The sequence below is a fragment of the Bradyrhizobium oligotrophicum genome, assembly GCF_051168495.1.
Taxonomy (GTDB): domain Bacteria; phylum Pseudomonadota; class Alphaproteobacteria; order Rhizobiales; family Xanthobacteraceae; genus Bradyrhizobium; species Bradyrhizobium oligotrophicum_A.
The window spans coordinates 16,249-30,136 of record NZ_JBNPVB010000035.1 but is presented as its reverse complement, the minus strand read 5'-3'; the positions used below and the strand labels follow the sequence as shown (position 1 = coordinate 30,136).

General features: G+C 66.2%; 16 protein-coding genes. 9 read left to right on the top strand and 7 right to left on the bottom strand.

Annotation, left to right across the window (positions count from 1 at the left end):
• Positions 1 to 211 precede the first annotated feature (211 nt).
• Complete coding sequence (locus tag ACQR1B_RS35040; RefSeq protein ID WP_434837430.1) at positions 212 to 859, bottom strand: hypothetical protein; 648 nt, start codon at positions 857 to 859, stop codon at positions 212 to 214.
• A gap of 22 nt (positions 860 to 881) precedes the next feature.
• Positions 882 to 1,115: a hypothetical protein gene (locus tag ACQR1B_RS35035; RefSeq protein WP_434837429.1), complete on the bottom strand. Its 234-nt coding sequence runs from the start codon at positions 1,113 to 1,115 to the stop codon at positions 882 to 884.
• Between the two features lie 323 nt (positions 1,116 to 1,438).
• On the opposite strand from ACQR1B_RS35035, the gene ACQR1B_RS35030 reads away from it, so the two are divergent.
• The gene (locus ACQR1B_RS35030) at positions 1,439 to 1,918 is read left to right on the top strand and encodes a VOC family protein (protein ID WP_434837428.1); all 480 of its coding nucleotides are present in this window, start codon (positions 1,439 to 1,441) and stop codon (positions 1,916 to 1,918) included.
• Positions 1,919 to 1,953: 35 nt separating this feature from the next.
• Here ACQR1B_RS35030 and ACQR1B_RS35025 read toward each other — a convergent pair whose 3' ends face one another.
• Entirely contained in the window at positions 1,954 to 2,673 is a 720-nt protein-coding gene (locus ACQR1B_RS35025; protein ID WP_434837427.1) for a class I SAM-dependent methyltransferase, read from the bottom strand.
• Positions 2,674 to 2,864: 191 nt separating this feature from the next.
• Here ACQR1B_RS35025 and ACQR1B_RS35020 point away from each other — a divergent pair, with 191 nt between their 5' ends.
• From ACQR1B_RS35020 to ACQR1B_RS34995, 6 genes are all read left to right on the top strand, one after another.
• A complete protein-coding gene (locus ACQR1B_RS35020; RefSeq protein WP_434837426.1) occupies positions 2,865 to 3,827 on the top strand; it encodes a PDR/VanB family oxidoreductase in 963 nt (320 codons plus the stop codon).
• A gap of 5 nt (positions 3,828 to 3,832) precedes the next feature.
• Entirely contained in the window at positions 3,833 to 4,036 is a 204-nt protein-coding gene (locus tag ACQR1B_RS35015) for a hypothetical protein (protein WP_434837425.1), read from the top strand.
• A gap of 327 nt (positions 4,037 to 4,363) precedes the next feature.
• A complete protein-coding gene (locus tag ACQR1B_RS35010) occupies positions 4,364 to 6,001 on the top strand; it encodes a nitroreductase family protein (protein WP_434837424.1) in 1,638 nt (545 codons plus the stop codon).
• Between the two features lie 79 nt (positions 6,002 to 6,080).
• Entirely contained in the window at positions 6,081 to 6,818 is a 738-nt protein-coding gene (locus ACQR1B_RS35005; protein WP_434837437.1) for an ankyrin repeat domain-containing protein, read from the top strand.
• Positions 6,815 to 7,129, top strand: coding sequence for a hypothetical protein (locus ACQR1B_RS35000; protein ID WP_434837423.1), 315 nt, complete (start codon positions 6,815 to 6,817; stop codon positions 7,127 to 7,129). The genes ACQR1B_RS35005 and ACQR1B_RS35000 overlap by 4 nt, the downstream gene beginning before the upstream one ends.
• A 19-nt stretch (positions 7,130 to 7,148) precedes the next feature.
• Positions 7,149 to 7,391 carry a hypothetical protein gene (locus ACQR1B_RS34995; RefSeq protein ID WP_434837422.1) on the top strand — a complete coding sequence of 81 codons (243 nt, stop codon included), beginning with the start codon at positions 7,149 to 7,151 and terminating at the stop codon, positions 7,389 to 7,391.
• A 109-nt stretch (positions 7,392 to 7,500) separates the two neighbouring features.
• Here the strand turns inward: ACQR1B_RS34995 and ACQR1B_RS34990 are convergent, their stop codons facing one another.
• Positions 7,501 to 7,950, bottom strand: a complete 450-nt coding sequence (locus ACQR1B_RS34990) for a Rieske (2Fe-2S) protein (RefSeq protein WP_434837421.1) — start codon at positions 7,948 to 7,950, stop codon at positions 7,501 to 7,503.
• Positions 7,951 to 8,143: 193 nt separating this feature from the next.
• On the opposite strand from ACQR1B_RS34990, the gene ACQR1B_RS34985 reads away from it, so the two are divergent.
• Entirely contained in the window at positions 8,144 to 8,785 is a 642-nt protein-coding gene (locus ACQR1B_RS34985) for a glutathione S-transferase family protein (protein WP_434837436.1), read from the top strand.
• Positions 8,786 to 8,795: 10 nt separating this feature from the next.
• On the opposite strand, the gene ACQR1B_RS34980 is transcribed toward ACQR1B_RS34985, so the two are convergent.
• Positions 8,796 to 9,686, bottom strand: coding sequence for a helix-turn-helix domain-containing protein (locus tag ACQR1B_RS34980; RefSeq protein ID WP_434837420.1), 891 nt, complete (start codon positions 9,684 to 9,686; stop codon positions 8,796 to 8,798).
• A 134-nt stretch (positions 9,687 to 9,820) separates the two neighbouring features.
• Here ACQR1B_RS34980 and ACQR1B_RS34975 point away from each other — a divergent pair, with 134 nt between their 5' ends.
• Positions 9,821 to 11,200, top strand: coding sequence for a cytochrome P450 (locus ACQR1B_RS34975; protein WP_434837419.1), 1,380 nt, complete (start codon positions 9,821 to 9,823; stop codon positions 11,198 to 11,200).
• A gap of 88 nt (positions 11,201 to 11,288) precedes the next feature.
• Here ACQR1B_RS34975 and ACQR1B_RS34970 read toward each other — a convergent pair whose 3' ends face one another.
• Both ACQR1B_RS34970 and ACQR1B_RS34965 read right to left on the bottom strand, forming a co-directional pair.
• Positions 11,289 to 11,798 carry a DUF2867 domain-containing protein gene (locus ACQR1B_RS34970; RefSeq protein WP_434837435.1) on the bottom strand — a complete coding sequence of 170 codons (510 nt, stop codon included), beginning with the start codon at positions 11,796 to 11,798 and terminating at the stop codon, positions 11,289 to 11,291.
• A gap of 325 nt (positions 11,799 to 12,123) precedes the next feature.
• The gene (locus ACQR1B_RS34965; RefSeq protein ID WP_434837418.1) at positions 12,124 to 13,842 is read right to left on the bottom strand and encodes an ATP-binding protein; all 1,719 of its coding nucleotides are present in this window, start codon (positions 13,840 to 13,842) and stop codon (positions 12,124 to 12,126) included.
• Positions 13,843 to 13,888: the final 46 nt, after the last annotated feature.

Here is a 13,888-nt window from a genome sequence, read left to right as displayed (position 1 = left end):
GCACAGCCGTCACGTCCATCGCAGCCCACCTCCACGTATCGTGACGACGCGTACGTCCCTCTGCACGAGGCGGGTTGCGGGGATAAAAGCACGATTTCTGAAAAACAGCAAGCAAAATCTTCCCGTCGAAATGTCGTGAGGATCGGAGACGAGCGACACCATCCTGCGATCGATCCCCTCTCCCGCGCTTTTGCTCGGGCCATCGACCGGCCTAGGGCTGACGAAGCCGGATCGAGATCACCCGCCCGCCCTTGAGCTCGAAGGAGAACGGATACGGGGGATAGGTCCAGAGCTCGACGCCCTTCGATTCGCTGGGCTCGACATGGCCGGGCTGACCGAACACCGCTACCACTTCCTCGGTCGTCGCGCTGAGCCCGACATGGCTGAGATCATAGCCCGGCGGCGCGGGCGTGCTGCCGTCGCCCGCGACCTGCAGGGCGACGATCTTGTCGGCCGCGACGGTGACGACGAAATACGGATAGTGCTCGCGCTGTCCGATGAAATAGAGCCAGGCGACCTGCCCCTGCGGCTGCTTCAAGGTCCGGTGCGGCGGCCCGAGCGCGGCCGGGGCCGTCGCGGCGCCATCGCCGACCACGAGCGGTCCGAGTCGCAGACAGGCGCGCGCCATCACCGCCTGCAATTGCTCCTGCGACAGCTGGCGCGGAGGAGTCACGCTACAGCCGAAGCCGGCGCCCGCCCGCTTCCACTCGCCGCGCAGGTCCTTGAGGTCCGCCGGCAGGCTCTGCGTTTGCGGCGGCGCCGCCGGGCGTGCAGCCGGCTGCGCATGCGCTGCGGGTGAGAGCCAGGCCGACAGCATCGCGGCGGCCGCCAGTAACGAAAGCGCCGTTCCAGCGCGCACGAGAGTCTCCGGCATATCGCAACTACTTCCCACGCTCACCCAGCCCGCCGAAGGCGGCCGCATCGAACCTCTGCGGATCCACCGGATCATAGCGCGACCATTCCATGTCCGCCATGCTACCATATTGCCGGGCCCAGGCCGCATCCGCGGTCATGTTGCCGTGGGCGACGGGACGCAGTTCGAAGTGCAAGGTTGTGCTCGGGCCGACCTCGCCGATCTTGTCGCCGCTCTTCAAGCGCGTGCCGACGACGGGCACCTCTCGCTTGGCCGAACGCACCGTGATGCAATGAGATACCGAGCGCCTCGACCTGCTGGGACGCTCATCATCCCCTGCTCCGCGGTATTCCCCGGCGTATCCCTGGCTGATACCGCAAGGACAAAACCACCCCCGTGGAACCGCAGCCCGATCATCTGGTCCCTAAAAAATCTGCGGGAACCGCAGATCATCGTGTCGGATTTTGGCGGCTGGCTCCGTCCTTGGATCAGCCGGACCGAGACGCGCTGGCTCGAGCATATCCCAATGGCCGTCCGTCGAGGCTTGCAGGACGGCCTGCATTCGTACCGGAAGGAAGGCCCGCAATGGCAACGACCAAGAACACGATCTGTCTGTGGTTCAACAAGGACGCCGAGGAGGCCGCGCGCTTCTATGCCGACCTGTTTCCGGACAGCCAGGTGGCCGCCGTGCACCGCTCGCCGGGCGACTACCCCTCGGGAAAGGCCGGCGACGTGCTGACGGTGCAGTTCACCGTGTGCGGCATCCCCTGCCTCGGCCTCAACGGCGGACCGGCGTTCACCCACAGCGAGGCGTTCTCGTTTCAGATCGCGACCGACGACCAGGCCGAGACCGACCGCTACTGGAACGCCATCATCGGCAATGGCGGCCAGGAAAGCATGTGCGGCTGGTGCAAGGACAAATGGGGCATCTCCTGGCAGATCACGCCGCGCGCCCTGACCGACGCAATGGCCGCCGGCGGCGAACAGGCCAAGCGCGTGTTCGCCGCGATGATGACGATGCGCAAGATCGACATTGCCGCGATCGAGGCGGCGCGCCGCGGATGAAGCTCCGGCGCGACGGAGCGCCGCGGCGCTCCGTCTCACGGACGCAGGCAACGCAGATGCAGGAACAACGGCACGCGCTGCCAGCGCCGGCTGCTGTCGTGCGCGATGGCCGCTTCGGGAATGGACGGCTCGCGCAGCGCCTCGATCAGGAATCCCGCCTCTTCCAACGCCACGACGTAGCTCTGCAGCGGCCGGTGCGCGCTGTGGAACGTCATGCTGAAGCCGTCGCGCTCGATCGCGTCGCTATAAATGAAGGACTCCAGGTAACTGCCGCTCATCACGAAGGGCGCATCCGGCGCCAGGCCGTCGAACCGGCCGGCCGAATTGAGCGGATGGACGATCGCGATGCAGAACCGGCCACCAGGCCTGAGCACCCGCGCCACCTCGCGCACCGCATCCGGCATTGCATCGACGTCCTGCAGCGACATGAAGGCGATCACGAGGTCCGCGCAGGCATCACTGAGCGGTAGCGCGGCCGCATCGGCGCGTATGACGGCGATGGATGGATCGGCTGATCTGGCCGCAGCGATCAGGGTGGGTGACGCGTCGACACCGACCACCGCGTGCCCGGCGGCCTTGAGCTGCCGCGACAGCCGGCCCTCGCCGCAGCCGATGTCGAGCGTGAGCGCGCCGGGCGCCGGCAGCAGTCGGCTGAACTGTTCGCCATGGTGGCGCCAGAAACTGTCATGCCCCGGCGCCCTGGCCCAGGCGAGCCACTGGGCGGCGTGATTCTCCCACTGCTCGCGCAGCGTCATGGCAGGTCCTTCGCGTGATGGTTCGACTGGAGAGGCGCGCGTCTTAGACGTCTTCCCGACGCGAGTCATCTGAAGGTTTTGTGGTACGATGCGTTCGGCTGGGCACTGCAGCATGTCACGAGGCGGCCCGGATCTGGCCCTCTCCTTGCATCGCCGCTCCATCAGCAGGTTGGCATGATGGAGTTTGTCGGATGTCCGACGCGCTGCATACGGTCGTCGTGGCCCGAAAGGCCATCGAGGCCCACAACATGGCCTCGTTCGAACTCGTCCCGGCAGATGATCAGCCGCTGCCGGGCTTCACCCCGGGCAGCCACATCGACGTCACCTTGCCGAACGGGCTGACGCGGCAGTACTCGCTGCTGAACAGCGCCGCCGAGCGCAACCGCTACTGCATCGGCGTCTGGAAGGACGCCAACAGCCGCGGCGGCTCCAAGGCGCTGCATCTCGACATCAACGAGGGCGACCGGCTGCAGGTCAGCCGCCCGCGCAACCGCTTCAAGATCCCGAAGGACACCAAGCGGGCGCTGCTCGTGGCACGCGGCATCGGCGTGACGCCGATGCTGTCGATCGCCGATACGCTGAAGGCCAAGAATATCCCGTTCGAGCTGCACTATGTGTTCGCGCTGATGTCGCCGGATTCGTTCCGCGGCACGATCGAGGCCTCGTCCTTCGCCGAGAACACCAGATATTACAAGGAAGCCACCGAGGACAATCAGCTGCTGAAGCCGGCCGACCTGTTCGCCGACCGGCCCGAGGATACCCAACTGTTCGTCTGCGGCGTCGACTGGTGGATGGATCCGATCATCGCGCAGGCCAAGCAGAAGGGCTTTGCCGAGGAGCGCATCCATGTCGAGCGCTTCACCGCGAAGGCGGCGGCCGCGCTGCTCGACAAGGTGTTCGATGTCACCATCAAGAGCACCGGCGCGACCTTCAAGATCCCCGGCGACAAGACCGTCACGGCGTTTCTCGAAGAGAACGGCGTCAAGATCGCGACCTCCTGCGAGCAGGGCATGTGCGGCACCTGCAAGACCAAGGTCGTCGACGGCGAGATCGATCATCGCGACAAGCGTCTCTCGGCCGCGCAGCGCGCCGAAGGCTATTTCCTGCCCTGTGTGTCGCGTGGCAAAGGCGACAGGCTGGTGCTGGATCTGTAGCAGCCGTGACCACCGAGACCGATCTGTGGCAGACCGCGTGGATCATCGCGGAACAGCACGGGACCGACGGGCCGGCCTTCGCGGCCCGCATGGCCGACAGTTTCAAACTGGGCCCCAAGATCGACGCGCACCAGGCATGGCTGTCGATCGCGGCCAAGGTCGCCGTGCTGATCGACACCAGCGCGTCGCGCAGCGCGCAGCGGCATTGATGTCGAGATGCGGACAGAGCCCGCAAGGCGCTCTGTCCGAAATCGCACACGATCTGCGCGGCCACCACAGCCTACTCACCACAGCATTTGATGAAGCGCGCGAGCTCCATCCCCATCGTCATTCCGGGGCGACGCGCAAGCGGCGAGCCCGGAATCCATATCCACCAGCCGTGGTTATGGATTCCGGGCCTGCGCCCTCGCGGGCGCATCCCGGAATGACGAACGGAGAGAGTGAGCGCTGCCGGAACGGAATTTGCTCCGCAGCATCCGGTCACTCCGCGACCATCCAGCATGCGCGAATCCCTACATCGCGCCTTGTGAGGACCCATGTCCGTGTCACCGTCCAGGGCGGCAGAGTTGCCTGCCGCCGCCGACATCGCGCTCGCCTATCACGCCCGCACCAAGCATAGCCTGAAGCGCTATGCGGCGGGGCCAGAGACGCTGGACTGGGATGCGCAGCCCAATCCGTTCCGCGAATTTGCCGGCAGCCCGCGCACCGATCTCCCCCTCGCCTCGGATCGTCTCGCCGCGAGTTTTGCCGAGGCGTGCAGCGGCACGGCGACGATCCAACCGCTCACCATCGACGGCGTCGCGCTGCTGCTGGAATTGTCCTTCGGACTGGCGGCCTGGAAGGAGCATGGTCCGGACCGCTGGGCGCTGCGCTGCAATCCCTCCAGCGGCAATCTGCATCCGACCGAGGCCTATGTGATCAGCGAGTCCATCGCAGGCCTCAGCGACGGATTGCATCACTATGTCAGCCGCGACCACGTGCTGGAGCAGCGCTGCCGCCGTGGCACCGCATCGTCAGGCGCACCTCGGCTGTGGCTCGGCCTGTCGTCGATCCATTGGCGCGAGGCGTGGAAATATGGCGAGCGCGCGTTTCGCTATTGCCAGCTCGACATCGGCCATGCGCTCGGTGCGATCAGCTACGCGGCCGCGGCGCTCGGCTGGACCGCCCGCGTCGTCGACGGCCTCGACAGCGCCAGGCTCGCCGCCATCATGGGGCTCGATCGCTCGAGCGATTTCGCCGGCGTCGAGGCTGAGGACGCCGACGTGCTGCTTGCGATCACACCCCGCGATACCAACCGGGCCCCGTGCCTTCCACGGCCCACCACGATCGACGACGTTTGGAAGGGGCAGGCGAACCGGCTCGATCGCCATCCGCTCTATCGCTGGCCTGTCATCCCCGAGGTGAGCGCGGCGACGACCGGCGCCGCGCAGGATGTCGTCGAGTTCTCTTCGTCCCGCCCTGCCCTCGCTCAGCAATCGTCAGCACGCGCGGCTGAGCTCATTCTCCAGCGTCGCAGTGCGCAGCGCTTCGATGCCAAGTTCACGATGGAGCCCGCCCCATTCCACCAGATGCTCGACGCCCTGCTGCCGCGCGCGGCGCCGCCGTGGGACGTCTGGCCGTTCGCGTCACGGCTGCACCCGCTTCTATTCGTGCATCGTGTCGAGGGCCTCACGCCCGGGCTCTATGCGCTGCCGCGCAGTGACGCGGCGGAAGCCGGCCTGCGGCGCACGCTGCGTCCCGACTTCGACTGGCAGCGGGTGGAAAGCGCGCCCGATCATCTGCCGCTGTTCCGGCTGCTGCCGACCGATAGCCGCGGCGTGATCCGCACCGCGAGCTGCCACCAGGCGATCGCCGGCGACAGCTGCTTTGCCGTGGCGATGCTGGCCGAGTTCACGCCTGTCGTCAGCGACGACGCCTGGCGCTACCGCCAGCTGCATTGGGAGGCCGGCCTGATCGGCCACGTCCTGTATCTCGAAGCCGAAGCAGCCGGCCTGCGCGGCACCGGCATCGGCTGCTATTTCGACGATTCCGTACACGAGATGCTCGGCGTCGTCGGCAGCCACTATCAGTCGCTGTATCACTTCACCGTCGGCCGTCCCCTGACCGACGATCGCATCACGACGCTGCCGGCCTATCCCGGCCGCACACGCCATGAAGCGGGAGTCCTGTCATGAAAGGATTGCCATGAGACCGCGCATTCCGTTCCAACGCATCGATGTCGGCCACGCCGCCGAGCTGCTGCAGCGCGACGATGTGCTGCGCTTCGACGTCCGCGACCAGGCCTCGTTCAATGCCGCGCACATCGCAGGCGCCCAGCACCTGACGCAGCGCAATCTGCCCGAACTGATCGCGGGCACGACCAGGCGCACGGCGATCCTGATCTACTGCTACCACGGCCATGCCAGCCAGGACTATGCGCAGACCCTCTCCGACTTCGGCTTCACCGAGGTCTACAGCCTCGACGGCGGCTACGAGGCGTGGCGACAGTGCCTCCCTGCACGCAGCGGCTCCGCCGACATCAGTCCGGCCTTGGCGGCCTGGCTCGCGGCCCAGGGCTTTCCGGCCGATGGCGTCGACGCCACCATCGCCAATCGCACCACGCCGCTGATGAAGGCGGCCCATCTCGGCAACGTCGCCGTCATCCGCGAGCTGCTCGCCGCAGGCGCTGCGATCGCCGCCAGGAATGCCGATGGCAACAACGCACTCTGGCTCGCCTGCGTCGGCCATCATCTCGATGCGATCGATGCGCTGGTCGAAGCGGGCGTCGACATCGACAACAGCAACGACAATGGCGCCACCGCGCTGATGTATGCCTCCTCGTCCGGCAAGGCCGAGGTGGTCGCGCATCTGCTGGCCAAGGGCGCCGATATCAGCACCGAGACGCTCGACGGCTTTTCCGCGCTCGACATGGCCGCCTCGCTCGAATGCCTGGCCTTGCTGCGGCATGCGGCCAAGGCAGCCGCTTCGGCCACGCCCGGGAGCCGGCCATGACCGTGATCGAGCACGATTTCGGAATGCAGCAGCGCCAGGTCGAGCGCCGATTCCGGACGCTGCTCAGCCTCGATGCGCTGCACGAGGCCAATGTCCGCGCCAATCCGATCCCCTATCTGGAGCGCGCCAGCGAGCGCATCTATCAGCTCGAAAAGGCGCTGTTCGATGCGCTGCAGGCGGCAACGGCTGCCGTCGACGATCACGGCGAGACGGTGAGCGTCGCCAAGGCCGAACATCAGCGCCTGCTGCAATGCCGCGCCATCGTCGAGAGCGCCTATGCGCAGCTCGTCGCCGATCAGCCCGAGACCTGAATCAATCGTGGAGAACGACATGTCGAGTGAAGGCTTCTTCGTGGACTGGGACGGCAATCTGCGCAGCGCCGCCGACCCTGGCGGCGGCTATCTTTGCGACATCGACACCGTGGCGCGCTATGTCGCGGTGACGACGAAGAGCGGCGCGCTGGTGCATGAGGCGACCTTCTTCAAGTCGCAGGCGGACGTCGAAAAGGCGGGCATCAAGGCCCAGCTGGTGCCCGGCAGCCATCCCTGGGGCAAGAAGGCGGATGGGTTCTGAGCCTAGGTCATCGCGCCAGCGTCATCGCGAGCGCGAAGCAATCGAGATCCCCCGGCAAGCCTTGATTGCTTCGCGCTTCGCTTGCCGCGATGACGCCGAACACCCTTACTCAGTCCGGATGGATCATGATCTCCATGGTCTCGTCGAGATCATCGAACGGATCGGGAAAGCTCATATCCTCCACCAGCGCGACGCCGCACAGGCAGATCTCGCCGTCGATGACGGCGAGCGCGATCGGCTCGAGGCTCTGGCCTGCGCAGGTACCGGCGTTGCACAGGCCGGTGTCGACCTCGAAGGTCGCGCCGTGACGGCCGCACCGCAGCAGCGTGCGATCCGCATTGAAGAACTGGCCGCTGCCGATGTTCAGCCATTTGCCGTCATGCGGACAGATATTGACATAGCCGACGAAGCCGCCGGACGCCGTGTGGATGATCACGATCGGAAACGGCCGCGCCTCGCCATTGTCGCCGATCCGCGACAGGCTGAACGCCTTGGCCTCGCCGGCCGCGATGCTCGTGGTCGGACAGATGACGAAGACTTCCGGCTCGCGTTCCGTCATGCGGGGCTCCCTGAACAGTGCGACGGGAGCAGCGGGACCTTGATGATGTCTCCTGTCGCAAACCTGACGGCGGCGGCCCGAATCGTCGAACCGCAGCGCGCCACTCTCCAAACTGCCCCGATCCTTGCATGAAGCATGCCGTGCGCAGCTCAAGCGTGCGCATGATGTCGGCTTGGAGACACTGATGGCCGCGATGAAGTTCTACATGACGCCGGGATCGTGCTCGACCGGCATCCACATCATTCTCGAAGAGCTCGAGGAGGTGTTCGAGGCCTACATCGTCAACCTGCCGGCCGGCGACAATTTCAAGCCGGACTACGTCGCGATCAATCCGAAATCGACCATCCCGGCGCTGGTGCGGCCCGACGGCAGCGTGCTGACCGAGGTCCCCGCGATCGCCTATTGGCTCGGCCGCTCGCGGCCGCGCACCAGGCTGTGGCCCAGCGACATCGAGACCGAAACACGGCTGCTCGAGGCCATGAGCTACATCGCCGGCACCGTGCACGGCCACGGCTTCGCGCGCATCTTCGCCACCCCGACCTTCAGCCGCAACGAGGCGGATCAGGAGTCGGTGCGTGCGCTCGGTCGCAACATCGTCGTGAAGGGCTTTTCCATCCTGAGCCGGATGCTCGGCGAACAGCTGTATCTCGGCGGCGACTTCTCGGTTGCCGATCCGATCCTGTTCTATGTGGCATTCTGGGCCGACAAGACCGACATCGCGTTGCCAGCCAACCTGCTTGCGCATTACCGCCGCATGCTGGCGCGGCCGGTGGTGCAGCGGGTGCTGCGCGAGGAAGGATATAATCCGGCGACGCTCGGCCGCTCCGCGACGTGAGCCGGTGTGATCACTCGGACAGCCCTGCGAGCAGCCGATAGCACCAGAACGCCTCGTGATGGTCGACGAGGTGGAGAAGCTTGTCGGGCGGGAAGCCCGTTTCGCGGCGCACCTGGCGAATCATGTGCGACTGATCGGCGAAGCCGGCCGCCGCGGACAGGTCGGCCCAGGAGAAGCCGCCATGGGCCTTCGCGCTCGCGACCTCGGCGAGCAGCAGCTCGCTGCGTTCATAGGCGCGGATGCCGCGCAGGGACTGACCAGCCCAGCTCTTGATGCGGCGCTCGAACTGACGAGCACTGCGGCCGCTCTTCGACGTGGCCGCGCGAATGGCGAGCGCTGTCATCCAGTCCCCGAGCCGTTGACCAAAGCCTTGGCCGTCGGGACGCAGAGCGCGCCAGATCGGCTCCAGGCGACTTTCCAGCCGGTGAAGGTGTTCGGTCGCGCAGATCGGGCTGGCCGAGGGCTGAAACAGATCGAGCATGTCGCCGCTCAGGATATCGGACAGCGCGACCGTCCGATCGACGAATGGCTCCACGGCGACGCCGGTCAGCGCCAGCCAGGCATCCGGATAGAAGCCGAGCGTCATCGCGAAGACAGGACCGGGATTGTAGCTCACGGTCGGACCTTGCTGCGGCCCGACGAAGGCGAGCCTGGGCAAGGGCTCTCCCGCAGGCTCGGATCCGGACCGCGGAACGAGGATGCTCTCGCCCTCGAACCACCAGGTGACGCCACACAGCGGCGAGGCCGAGAACTGATTGAAGCGCTCATGCCGGTCGAGCGCGAGGCCTCGCGTGTCGCGCAAGATCGCACCGAACAGGCAAGCCGAAAGTGCGCGGCGGGGCAGCAGCAGCGCCGCCGTGAAACGCTGCGACGCCTCGCGCCGGCCGGCAGGAACGATCATCTCACTGCGCATCCCACGAGTTTAGTGAGCCACGCACCGCGAAGCAATCGGCCGACCGTGCAGCCAGTGTCGCTTCGGTTCTATCGCCGTCGTCCTTGGTGGCCGATGATACCGGCCGTTCATGGAGCACCTGCGTGACGCCCTACATTCCACCCCATGTCTTGCCGCCCGAAGCGGCCAGCGTCGGTCTCGCCGCGCTGCGCGAGACCTCCCGCTGCATCCTGCGGACCTGGCCCAGGGCCATGTATGAGACCGACCTATGGGAGCACCCTGCGGGCGGCATCGTTCATGTCATGAGCCCGGACGCAGTGCGCACCGTGCTGCTCGACAGCACCGACATCTTCGTGCCGAGCACCATGCGCAGGCGCGTACTCCGCCCGATCTGGCGCGACGGACTGGCCGTAGCCGAGGGCGCCGGCTGGCGCTGGCAGCGCAAGGCCGCCTCGCCGGCGTTTTCACCGGTCAGATCGCTCGCCGTGGTACCGCACGCCAATCGCGCCGCGGACGACCTCGTCGCCGAGTGGCGGCAATGCGCGGCGTCGCGGATCGAGATCACGCGGCCGCTCGCAAGAGCCGCCACGATGGTTGTCCTGGACGCCCTGTTCGAGGGGATCGGCGGCACGACAGACCGAAGCCGGATCATGGCGAGCTGCGAACAGCTCGACGCCGGCATGGGGCGCATGAACTACGCCGACATTTTGAGGTTGCCGGGCTGGTGCCGGCGATTTCTCGGGCCAACCTTCGATAAGCCGGCCCGGACACTTCACAGGCTGGTGGCGCCACTTCTCCACGCCCGACTCGCCAGCCGGACGGACCGGATCTCGCTGCTGGCCGATCTGCGCTGCGCCCTCGACCCCGTGACCGGGCAGGCCATGTCGCCAGCGCTCATCGAGGACCATATGGTCGGCGCGATCGCTGCCGGGCGGGAGACGACTGCGCTGGCGCTCGCCTGGACGCTCTATCTCATTGCCCATCATGAGCCGACCGAACAGCGGCTGCTACGCGAGATCCTCGACGTGGCCGACAGCGGCGAGATCACGAGCGATCACCTGGAGCGTCTGACCTTCACCCGCAGCGTGCTGCTGGAATCGATGCGCCTGTTTCCGCCTGCACCGCTGTTGTCCCGGGACGCTCTGGCGGACACCATCATCGCCGGACACAGGGTGAGAAAGGGCACCGTCGTCGTCGTTCCGATCTACGCCATTCATCGACACAAGTCGTTTTGGCATAATCCGGACGCGTTCGAGCCGGAGCGCTTCAGCGCGGCAAGCCTCGGCGACAGGGACCTGCGCTTCCGATTCCTCCCCTTCGGCGCGGGCCCGAGGGTCTGCATCGGCATGGGGTTCGCCCTGGCCGAGGCGACGGTAATCCTCGCCCGGCTGATCCGCGAGTTGCGGATCAGACCGGGCGGCTCGGTGGATTTCGCGGTCGGCGCGGCGCTGAGACCAAAAGGCGGATTGAGGCTGACAATCAGCCCGCGTGCGGTCAAGCAGACGGCCGCCGGGACATCCTGACAATGCACCGGATGCGCGGCGGCTGCGCGTAGGACATCGCGACGGCGACCGCCGGAACGTTGGCGCTTCGTCTGGATCGCGTCAAACGTCAGATCCGCCCTGCGGCGGAGGCATTGCTCACGAGCTTGGCGACGCCGTAGCGATGGAAGGGGAGGATCAGCGAGAGATAGCCGCGGCCGACAGCATTGTGGGTCATCACCGCAGTCGAGAGAACGACGCGCGTCCCGCGCTGCCTCATGACCGAAACACGAAAATCGAGGTGGCGGTCGTCGGCCCCGGTGATGAGTTCGTCCTCGTCCTGCGAGAATATGATCCATCGGCCAATCTTGTCGCCCTGAACGAATTTGCGATCGGTGTCGATCGAAGCCGCCAGTTCGCCATACGATACGCTCCGGATGCCGAACGGCCTGACGAGCGCGGACCGCATCAGCAGCAGGACCTTGAAGGCCGGCGGGAGATGGCCGAGCAGCGCGGCATGAATCTCGACCATGCTCCGACCGGAGATTCGAGAAGGGACCGAATAGCTGTCGACGTAGTCCAGACGGGGCAGGCTGCTCCGCAGCCGGCTCTCAGCTGGAAGTTCGCATCGGGACGCCATCGCCATCAGCTGCAGCCCTGCTGCGAAGGCGCCTGCCTGGGCTTCGAGACGATCGACATGAACACCTCGCGTTCGACAACGACCCAGCCGCTGTAGGACATGACACGGCCAGGCGATAGAACGATTGCGACATCGGACCGTCGGCTCGATCCGCGCGGCGGTATGTCGCGCAGGTGACGCCACGTACCATCGTGCATGCCCCGCCCTGCTCGATGCCACCTGGTGGTGAGGTCCGCTCCTTGCCGATGAGTGGTCGAAATTCGATGCCGCCGTTCCTAGCCAGCGCGACGTGCCGGCGCGACCCCCGAATTGCCGGCGCATACGGTCACTCCGCGGCCTCCGGCAGCAGGTCGTGATCCCCGAGATCGATGCCGCGGAAGATCGCACAGCGGCGGAAGACGTCGATGGTGGGCCGCACGCTCTTGTGGTGGCAGTATTTCGCGACCAGCTTGGCCAGCCCCTTGATGTCGCGTCCCGAGGCGCCCGGGAAGGTCTCCACCAACAGCGCGACCAGCGCGGGCTCGACCTTCAGCCCGAACTGTTCGCACATCACGCGCCAGATCCGGCCGCGCGCTTCGGCGTCCGGCGCCTGGAACTTGATCAAGGCGATGCAGCGCGACACGATCGCTTCATCGATGTCGTCGATGCGGTTGGTGGTGAGGAACAAGAGCCCGTTGAAATATTCGAGCACGCGCAGGAACACGCCGACGACGGCATTCATCGTCATGTCGTCCTCGCGCCGCTTGATGTAGACATCGGCCTCGTCGATCAGCATCACCGCGCCCCAGCGCTGCGCCCGAGTCAGCGCGTCCTTGAGCGCGTTCTCCATCGCCGCGACGTTGAGGCCGAGCTGGCCGGAATGCACGCGATAGAGCGGACGACCGATGATCTCGGCATAGACCTCCGCGGTCAGCGTCTTGCCGACGCCGGGCGGGCCGGCGCACAGCACGGTCGTGCCACCCGACTTGCCGGCGACGATGTCGTCCATCAGCAGGTCCATCTCGGCGGTGAGGATGTCGATCAAATCGGTCTGCTCCTCCGGCAGAACCAGCTTCTGCTTCAGCTCAGGCTGATAGGCGTAAGGCGCCATGTCGTCGGCGTGCACCCAGAGATAATGGTGCAGATCGAGATGGAACATCAGCATGTAGGGATGGACGGGAATCCTGCAGAACACGCCCTTCGGGATCGCCGCCTTGGATTCCTCGACCTCCTGCTCGGCATCGTAGAGATTGCTCTTGGCCGCCTTGCGTAAATACTGTCCGAGAATGTCGCCGGTGACTTCGAGCGTCAGCGCCCGTTCCGTCAGGATGCCCTCGTCGTTGACCAGACGCGCGCTGCCGCCGCCGGACGACAGCACGATGACATCCTTGCGCGACCAGTCCATGTCGCGATGCGACGAGTTCGGATCGTCGGCGAAGAAACCGATGCCGCGGCCGGCGAACTGCGCGCCGTAGCGGCCGCGCCAGGCGAAGTAGCGCTCGGCGGTCTCGTCATAGGCCGCGATCAGTTCGGGCGTCTCCTTGAGAAAACCCTTGGCCGCGAAGATCTCGGCCACCGTCTTGCCGACGATGTCACCCGTGGAGATGCGCAGCGTCGATGTCGTGATCGCGCCCTTGGCATTGGCCTTGAGCTCGATGAAGACGCGGCCGGCCTCGTCGTTGGACGGCGCGGTGTAGTCGAGCCGCGTCACGACATAAGGCAGCGGCCGGCTCGCGACATTGGCGGTGAACATCCAGCCGCGGATCGCGCCCGAGATCAGATAGCGCACGATTGCCGGCAGGACGGATTCCAGCTCATGCTCGGAAAACCGGGTGCCGGAATCACTGAACGCCCGCTGCAGCGTGGCGATCTGCGCGGCGCGCGCGTGCCATTCGGGCCCGGCCGTCTGGTAGCTGGCACGCAGGAAGTCGAGCTCGGCGGTCGCGAGCTGCGCGAGATTGACCTCGACCTTGTCGCCGAAGCGGAGCTGCTCGGTGAGCGAGGCGAGATGCGGAAACGCCGACGCCATCGCCTCGATGATGGGACGTTCGATCTGCAGCTTCATCGGTCGTTACTTATCTTTTCTCGGCCATCCTTCGAGACGCCCGCCA

What these genes read in the sequence shown, in the direction of transcription:
- ACQR1B_RS35030 (WP_434837428.1), top strand. Translation starts at nt 1,439, where the DNA reads ATGGCAACGACCAAGAACACGATCTGTCTGTGGTTCAACAAGGACGCC.
- ACQR1B_RS35025 (WP_434837427.1), bottom strand. Translation starts at nt 2,673, where the DNA reads ATGACGCTGCGCGAGCAGTGGGAGAATCACGCCGCCCAGTGGCTCGCC.
- ACQR1B_RS35020 (WP_434837426.1), top strand. Translation starts at nt 2,865, where the DNA reads ATGTCCGACGCGCTGCATACGGTCGTCGTGGCCCGAAAGGCCATCGAG.
- ACQR1B_RS35010 (WP_434837424.1), top strand. Translation starts at nt 4,364, where the DNA reads ATGTCCGTGTCACCGTCCAGGGCGGCAGAGTTGCCTGCCGCCGCCGAC.
- ACQR1B_RS35000 (WP_434837423.1), top strand. Translation starts at nt 6,815, where the DNA reads ATGACCGTGATCGAGCACGATTTCGGAATGCAGCAGCGCCAGGTCGAG.
- ACQR1B_RS34995 (WP_434837422.1), top strand. Translation starts at nt 7,149, where the DNA reads ATGTCGAGTGAAGGCTTCTTCGTGGACTGGGACGGCAATCTGCGCAGC.
- ACQR1B_RS34990 (WP_434837421.1), bottom strand. Translation starts at nt 7,950, where the DNA reads ATGACGGAACGCGAGCCGGAAGTCTTCGTCATCTGTCCGACCACGAGC.
- ACQR1B_RS34985 (WP_434837436.1), top strand. Translation starts at nt 8,144, where the DNA reads ATGAAGTTCTACATGACGCCGGGATCGTGCTCGACCGGCATCCACATC.
- ACQR1B_RS34980 (WP_434837420.1), bottom strand. Translation starts at nt 9,686, where the DNA reads ATGATCGTTCCTGCCGGCCGGCGCGAGGCGTCGCAGCGTTTCACGGCG.
- ACQR1B_RS34970 (WP_434837435.1), bottom strand. Translation starts at nt 11,798, where the DNA reads ATGGCGTCCCGATGCGAACTTCCAGCTGAGAGCCGGCTGCGGAGCAGC.
- ACQR1B_RS34965 (WP_434837418.1), bottom strand. Translation starts at nt 13,842, where the DNA reads ATGAAGCTGCAGATCGAACGTCCCATCATCGAGGCGATGGCGTCGGCG.